The sequence below is a fragment of the Streptococcus sp. WM07 genome, assembly GCF_004570525.1.
Taxonomy (GTDB): domain Bacteria; phylum Bacillota; class Bacilli; order Lactobacillales; family Streptococcaceae; genus Streptococcus.
Window position 1 is genome coordinate 1 of the sequence record NZ_SPPZ01000069.1, and the last position, 7394, is coordinate 7394.

At 42.6% G+C, this 7394-nt stretch carries 7 protein-coding genes and 1 pseudogene; 6 read left to right on the top strand and 2 right to left on the bottom strand.

Annotated elements, in window-relative coordinates:
* Positions 1-317: 317 nt before the first annotated feature.
* The 6 genes and pseudogenes from E4T71_RS07670 (at position 318) to E4T71_RS07695 (ending at position 5302) form a co-directional block, all read left to right on the top strand.
* On the top strand, positions 318-1121 hold the full coding sequence (locus E4T71_RS07670) for an ABC transporter substrate-binding protein (protein ID WP_135038665.1): 804 nt from the start codon (positions 318-320) through the stop codon (positions 1119-1121).
* A 10-nt stretch (positions 1122-1131) separates the two neighbouring features.
* Positions 1132-1929 (top strand): annotated as a pseudogene (locus E4T71_RS07675) (transporter substrate-binding domain-containing protein).
* A 135-nt stretch (positions 1930-2064) separates the two neighbouring features.
* Positions 2065-3195, top strand: a complete 1131-nt coding sequence (gene hemW, locus E4T71_RS07680; RefSeq protein ID WP_135038667.1) for a radical SAM family heme chaperone HemW — start codon at positions 2065-2067, stop codon at positions 3193-3195.
* Between the two features lie 2 nt (positions 3196-3197).
* Positions 3198-3935 (top strand): acyl-[acyl-carrier-protein] thioesterase, encoded by a 738-nt coding sequence (locus E4T71_RS07685; RefSeq protein ID WP_135038671.1) that lies wholly within the window; start codon positions 3198-3200, stop codon positions 3933-3935.
* Positions 3928-4695 carry a TIGR01457 family HAD-type hydrolase gene (locus E4T71_RS07690; RefSeq protein WP_135038673.1) on the top strand — a complete coding sequence of 256 codons (768 nt, stop codon included), beginning with the start codon at positions 3928-3930 and terminating at the stop codon, positions 4693-4695. Before E4T71_RS07685 ends, E4T71_RS07690 begins: the two co-directional genes overlap by 8 nt.
* On the top strand, positions 4688-5302 hold the full coding sequence (locus E4T71_RS07695) for a TIGR01906 family membrane protein (protein ID WP_167758498.1): 615 nt from the start codon (positions 4688-4690) through the stop codon (positions 5300-5302). The genes E4T71_RS07690 and E4T71_RS07695 overlap by 8 nt, the downstream gene beginning before the upstream one ends.
* Positions 5303-5625: 323 nt before the next feature.
* On the opposite strand, the gene E4T71_RS07700 is transcribed toward E4T71_RS07695, so the two are convergent.
* Entirely contained in the window at positions 5626-6513 is an 888-nt protein-coding gene (locus E4T71_RS07700) for a cation diffusion facilitator family transporter (RefSeq protein WP_135038677.1), read from the bottom strand.
* Positions 6514-6523: 10 nt separating this feature from the next.
* On the bottom strand, positions 6524-7246 hold the full coding sequence (locus E4T71_RS07705; RefSeq protein WP_135038679.1) for a pseudouridine synthase: 723 nt from the start codon (positions 7244-7246) through the stop codon (positions 6524-6526).
* Positions 7247-7394: the final 148 nt, after the last annotated feature.

Sequence of the window (7394 nt, forward strand, 5' to 3'; positions counted from 1 at the left end):
AGTCTACAAACTGGCTAATGAGACGTGCTTCATGAGTTTCAGGGATGTCCCAAGCAATAGATAGTTCAAGGCTGAGTTGATTTGTGTTATACTGTTTATACATTTTATGTCTTTCTAGTTGTTTTGTAGTTATTATAATTATAAAGGATAAAATGGAAAAGGAGCAATTCTAGTTTGGAATTGCTCGCTTTTTTATTTTATAAGTTAGTTTTTGCCCAGCCTCTTTTTTCAGAGAATCGAAGTTTTTTAACCAAATGTATTGTAAATTATACGAAAGTTATGTATAATATTCACATCAAAACAAGAGGTGATATCATATGAAAGTAAAAACTATTTTGAAAAGTATAGCTGTTCTAGGTTTGGGGCTTAGTTTGGTAGCCTGTGGTTCTAGTACTGGTTCCACTCCGGATGCTATTAAAGAAAAAGGGAAATTGGTAGTCGCAACCAGCCCAGACTATGCCCCATTTGAATTCCAGACCCTAATTGACGGAAAGAATCAGGTTGTCGGTGCGGATATTTCTTTGGCTCAAGATATCGCAGATGAATTAGGTGTAGAGCTTGAGGTTTCGACTATGAACTTTGACAATGTACTGTCTACCCTCCAGAGTGGTAAGGCGGATCTAGCCATTTCGGGTCTGACTAGTACACCTGAGCGGGAAGCAGTTCTCTCTTTCTCAGATTCCTATTATGAAAATGGTCACTCGCTCCTAGTCCGGATGGATGACAAAGATAACTATCCATCTTTGGCTTCTTTTAAAGGGAAAAAAGTAGCTGCTCAGAAAGGCTCTATTCCAGAACAAATGGTTAAGGATCAGTTAGCGGATGCGGAGTTAGTCTCTCTTCAAGCCATGGGGGAAGCGATCAACGAATTGGTTGCCGGTAAAGTAGATGCAGTAGCCATTGATGAACCAGTAGCTCTGGGTTATGTAAGTCAAAATAAGCAATTGGCTATAGCTGCAGCAGGCATTAAGACAGACGATTCTCAAGGTAATGCGGTTGCCATGCAAAAAGACAACAAGGAATTGCAAAAAGTCGTTAACAAGGTCATTGCCAAGGTTAAGAAAGACGGTAGCTACACCAAATATCTAGAAGAAGCAAGTAAGTACACGGTAGCTGAATAGGAGAGATGACCTGAAATTAAAGACGGTATTGAAAAGTGTTGGGGTTCTGGCTCTTGGATTGGTATTAACGGCTTGTGGTACTAGCAGCGCAGCCTCTAGCCCAGAGTCTATCAAAGAAAAAGGGAAGTTGATCGTCGTAACGAGTCCAGACTATGCTCCATTTGAATTCCAAACGCTTACCGATGGGAAAAATCAAGTTGTTGGTGCGGATATTTCTTTGGCTCAGGATATTGCGGATGAGCTAGGTGTTGAATTAGAAGTTTCGACTATGAGTTTTGACAATGTCTGAACGAGTGTGACAAGTGGCAAAGCTGACTGGTCTCTCTAAAACACCAGAACGGGAAGAGGTCGTCACCTTCTCTGATCCCTATTATGAAAATGTACGGGTGCTTCTAGTTCGCTCAGAAGATAAGAATAACCTTAAAGACCTAGAAAGTTTCAAGGGGAAAAAGTAGCCGCTCAAAAAGGAACCCTCGAAGAACAATTGGCAAAAGAGCAACTGCCTTCCGCTGAATTGGTTTCTCTCCAAGCTATGGGTGAGGCCATCAACGAATTGGTTGCCGGTAAAGTAGATGCAGTAGCTATTGATGAAGCCGTAGCTCTTGGTTATGTATCGCAAAATGATAAATTGGCCATTTCAGATGCAGAGCTGAAAACCCAAGAAACCGTCGGTACAGCTGTTGTTATGCAAAAAGACAACAAGGAACTGCAAAAAGTTGTCAATAAAGTTATTGCCAAGGTTAAGAAAGACGGTAGCTATGCTAAGTATTTGGAAGAAGCAAGTAAATACACGGTTGTTGAGGAATAATGATACATATGCAGAAGGTTGGGATGGCCCAACCTTTTTGTGTGCTTGGAAAATAGTTTGACCAAGTATCAGCAGGTCTCTTTTTGATAGGCTAAAACCTGTCTCAAAGTAGGATTTTGGGTTATAATAGAAATTATGAATACCAAACCAAGGGCAGCCTATGTCCATATACCTTTTTGTACACAAATATGCTATTATTGTGACTTTTCTAAAGTCTTTATTAAGAACCAACCGGTGGATGATTATTTACGAGCTTTGATGGAGGAGATTCGGGCTTATGAACCGGGGCCAGTGGATACGCTCTATATTGGGGGTGGGACGCCATCGGCTTTGTCAGCACCACAATTGGAATTTCTCTTGGAGGGGTTGGCCTCAATTTTTGATATTAGCCAGGTCCAGGAGTGGACTTTAGAGGCGAATCCAGGAGACTTGTCTCAGGATAAAATTGAGGTTATGGCCAAGGCAGGTTTAAATCGTGTTTCTCTAGGAGTTCAGACCTTTGATAATCGGGAGTTGAAGCAGATTGGTCGGATGCACCAAGAAAAAGATATTTATGAAAGTATTGATCAGCTGAAAACAGCTGGTTTTCATAATATTTCCATTGATTTGATTTATGCTCTACCTCATCAAACGATGGAGCAGGTCCAAGTAAATGTAGAGAAGGCTTTGGGCTTAGATATCCCTCATATGAGCCTGTATTCTTTGATTTTGGAAAACCATACAGTCTTTATGAATCGCATGCGACGGGGACAGTTGAACTTACCTCAAGAAGATTTGGAAGTCGATATGTTCCATTATATTATTAACAGACTAAAGGAAGCTGGTTTTGATCATTACGAGATTTCTAATTTTTGTCGACCAGGTTATGAAAGTCGACATAATCTCATGTATTGGGATAATGCAGAATATTATGGCTTAGGAGCTGGAGCCTCAGGCTATTTAAATGGTATTCGGTACCGAAATCATGGACCTATTCGTCATTATCTTAATGCAGTCGCAGCAGGAGATGCCCGTGTTTATCAAGAAGAGCTTAGTTTAAAGGAACAGATGGAAGAAGAACTCTTTTTGGGTTTACGCAAGCGAGCGGGTGTTTCGATTGCGCGTTTTGAGAAGAAATTTCAGCGGTCCTTTGATGAGGTTTACGGGTCCGTTGTGCAACAATTGATTCATGAGGGATTATTGATTCAAGAAGGAGATAGACTTCGAACTAGTCAGAAGGGACTTTTTCTAGGTGACACGGTAGCGGAACGATTTATCCTGGAGTAGTTATGGGAAGAGTGTTTCAAGAACAGACCAGAATTCGCTTCGAATGGGTAGATAAGACAGGGCACTTGTCTCTGCCTCGTTTTATCAGCTACTTATTGCAATTTTCAGGTAGGCAATCGCAAATCCTTGGTCTGTCTGATCAGGATCTAGCTGATCGGTATGGCTTGGCCTGGATTGTCGTGGAGCATCAAGTCAAAGTTACTCGCTTGCCTCAGTTGGAAGAGTATGTGTTGCTGGAAACTGAGTTTTTGTCTCACAACAGGATTCTTTGTCATAGGTGTTTCCGAGTGACGGATGCTGCCGGTGAGTTGTTGTTGGAGATGCAATCCGTGTTTGCACTTCTAGATTTAGCTAAGCGGAAACTTAGCCGAGTCCCAGAGGAAGTGGCGGAGCGTTATGGATCAAGTTTTCAAAAACGGGGACTGCTTCCTTACTCTTTTAAAAAATTGGAGCAGTCTGAAGAGGTGACTTATCCCCTTTATTTTTTCCATATAGATCGAAATGGGCACGTTCATAATACACATTATTTAGAGTGGGCTATGGCTAGCTTGGGATTTGATTTTTTAGAGCAGTACCAGGTCGAGCGGCTGGCGATTAAGTATGTGCGGGAAATTCAGAAATCTGGCGAGGTCCTTGTACGGACACAGGTAGAGGATGAGTGTTCGCGTCATGAACTTTATGTAGAAGGGGATTTGCGCGCTCAAGTGGAAATAGAATGGAGAGAGAATCAAGATGTATAAGGGTTATTTGTTAGATTTAGATGGAACTATTTACCGCGGTAAGGAGTTGATTCCGGAGGCGCGTGATTTTGTCAAAGAATTACAGGAACAGGACATTCCTTATCTCTTTGTGACCAATAACACCACGCGCCGCCCAGAAGTCATCCAAAGCATGCTGGCTGAGCGTTTTGAGCTCTCAGTTCCCCTCTCGACTATTTATACAGCAAGTCTTGCGACAGTCGATTATATGTTGGAGAAAAATTTAGGAAATACGGTCTACGTTATTGGTGAGGACGGGTTAAAAGGTGCTATCTTCGATGCGGGATTTGTAGAGGATTCTGTGAATCCAGCTTACGTTGTAGTAGGCTTAGATACGGACTTAACGTATGAAAAAGCTAAAATCGCTAGTTTAGCGATTCAAAAGGGAGCACATTTTATCGGAACAAATCCAGATTTGAATATCCCAACAGAAGAAGGACTCTTGCCAGGAGCTGGCTCCCTTGTTCGTTTTATAGAAGCTAGTACACGAGTAGAACCGGTTTACATTGGTAAACCCAAGGCTATCATTATGGAGAAGGCCTTAGAGCGTATTGGCTTGAAGAAAGAGGAAGTGGTCATGGTCGGAGATAATTACATGACTGATATTCGGGCTGGAATCGATAACGAAATTGCTAGCCTCCTCGTCTTAACTGGTTTTACCCAAGCGGAAGAAGTACCTCATTTGCCAATTGCACCAACTCATGTGGTTCGTTCACTTGCGGAATGGAGCTTTGATGACTAGGCGTGCTTGGGGAACAGGTCTTCTCTTATCATGTTGGGGTCTTTCCGCCTCTATCTTATTAACGATCCTCCTGTTTGATCTGGGCTATCCTCTCTTTTTGAAAATTTGGGATTTACCTGGAACTTTGGGCTGGACAGCGGAACGCTTGCTTCGACAAGTTGATGTGTTGATGGATTATTTGACCCTGCCCTGGGTGACAGCATTAAAATTCCCAGACTTACCGTCGTCGAAATCTGGCCTTTACCATTTTCTCGTGGTGAAGTTGCTCTTTCATTTCTGCCAAGCAGTCTTCCTTGGAACAAGTATCGGAATGATTACCACCAAACCCTGGCGTTGGCTACCCTCTTCTTGGTACCGAACCTGGGCCCTTCTTCCGCTTGGTCTTGCCCTGCTAGCAGTCCTCGTTGGATTTGACCAGTTCTTCATTTGGTTTCACCAAATCTTATTCCCAGGGGACTCAAGCTGGCTCTTCGATCCTGCAACAGATCCTATTATTTTGTTACTACCACAGGATGCATTTATGCTCGCTTTTATTTGCTGCGGAATTCTCTATGAGCTCTATTTCATAGCTTGGTATCTTTATGCCAAAAGAAAAGAGCGCCGATAAATCTTCGACAACTCTTTGAGGAAAGTATATATTGGAAGAGGAAACCTATACTTAATTATTTTTAAAATTCGAATACTCGCTGATTTTCAAAAAAATGAAGAGAAAATCTGATGAAGATAGAACTAAAGTTCATCAAAGAGATTAGACAATGTCAGATTTTGAAGTTCAATGAGTATTAATCATAAAAAGGCTAGGTAAGAAGTCTTAGAATTAGAAAACAGCTTAGAATGACGTCATTAAAAACGTTGCTTCTAAGCTGTTTTATCTATTCAAATTTCAAGCGAAGCCGGAAATTGTTAGTTTTTGCCCAGCCTCTTTGGTAGTTAATGATGATGTCCGTGGTCGTCGATGTCGAGTTTTTCGGTATGGTGTTGGTGTTCGAAGTTGGAGTAGTCGAATTCAACGGCACTTTCTTCGATGTTTTGTGCTTGTAGGAGGTGGTGGACTTGATCTTTCAGAAGGCGTTCGTTGCATCCCTCTTCGATGTGGAGATGCAACATAGCAACGTGGCGCAAGCCATCCATAGTCCAGACATTGAGTTGGTTGACTTGGTAGACCCCTTCCATTTTCTCAAGTTGTTCACGTAAGGCTTCTAGGTTGAGGTCTTCTGGTGCTTTTTCAAGAAAAATTTGAAGATTAGCTAGGAATTTAGGAAGGGATTGGCTGAGGATGAAAAGGGAAATGGCAACGGAGAGCAAGGGGTCGAGGAAATACCAGTCGGTAAATTGGAGGATGATGCTGACGAAGAGGACAGCCACCCAACCAAGAATATCTTCTAGGAAATGGAGGGTGAGGATTTGTTGGTTGGCAGTTTCCCCTTTATGAACCAGGCGAGCTGCTAAGCCATTGATGAGGATAGCTATGATGGCTAAGGCAAGGGTTCCTTGACTGTTAACGACTGGCGGGTTGAAAATTTTAGGAGTGTTTTCAATGAGGAGGATGGTAGAACCAGTAATGAGGATTGTGGCAGTGACAAGGGCTGCTAAGATGCTGTAGCGTTTGTAGCCAAGGGTGTAACGGAGATCGATTTGTTTGTCAGAGATTTTTTCTAAATAGGCGGAGAGTCCAATTGCCATAGCATCCCCAAAATCATGAACGGCGTCAGCAAGGACGGCTGATGATTGGAAAAGGACGCCAAAGATGGCTTCAAGAATGGCGAAGGAGAGGTTGAGAATGAAAGCGATAAAGGTAGTTTTAGAACTATTTTTCATAATGGCCTTTCTATCTGGTTGCTTCTAAAAGATGGATGAGCTGACTTTGTTCGCTCGCAGTCAGTCCACGATAGGCTCCGTAGGGAAGCTGATGGTCTAATTGGAAGGGACCAAATTGGATTCGTTTGAGGCTAACGACTTTGACCCCAACGGCTAAGAACATTTTTTTGACTTGATGGAATTTACCTTCGGCTAGACTGATGAGGGCTTGGCTCTGGTTAGGGGCTGTCTTTTGAATGGTCAGTTTAGCGGGTAAACATTGATAACCGTCTTCAAAGATAATACCTGTCTCAAAGAGTTCGGGTAGATTGGGGTGTAGGGGACCGTTGACCAGAACTTGGTAAGTTTTGGTGACGTGGGCATCTGGGTGCAGTAGCTGGTAGCCTAGCGGTCCATTATCAGTAATGAGGAGGAGTCCAGAGGTATCCCGGTCTAGACGACCGACAGCGTAGAGATTTGGATTCCAGTCAGCGCTTGTTAAGGAATCAAAAACGGTCGCATGGCGTGTATCTTGATTGGCAGTCACGACGCCTCTTGGTTTGTGAAGGAGCCAATAGTGATGTTTAGTTTTTGGGGCTGGCTTTCCTTCAATTAGGACTTCTTGAAGATCGGTATCGACATTTTGAGCGAGGGATCGTACGGGTTTTCCATCGACTAGGATTTGCCGTTTGGCTAGGGCTCGCTTGATATTTTTTCGGCTATAACGATTGGTCAACAGTTGATCGATTCTCATGCCTCCATTGTAACAAATTTTGTAAGCGCCCAATAACAAGGTATCTTTAACCGAACTAGAAATCTAGCTATACTAATCTTATAAATCATCAGGATGGAGATTGATATGGTAGATTCTCGCTCGTTCACTAGGATAAATTTATGTGATT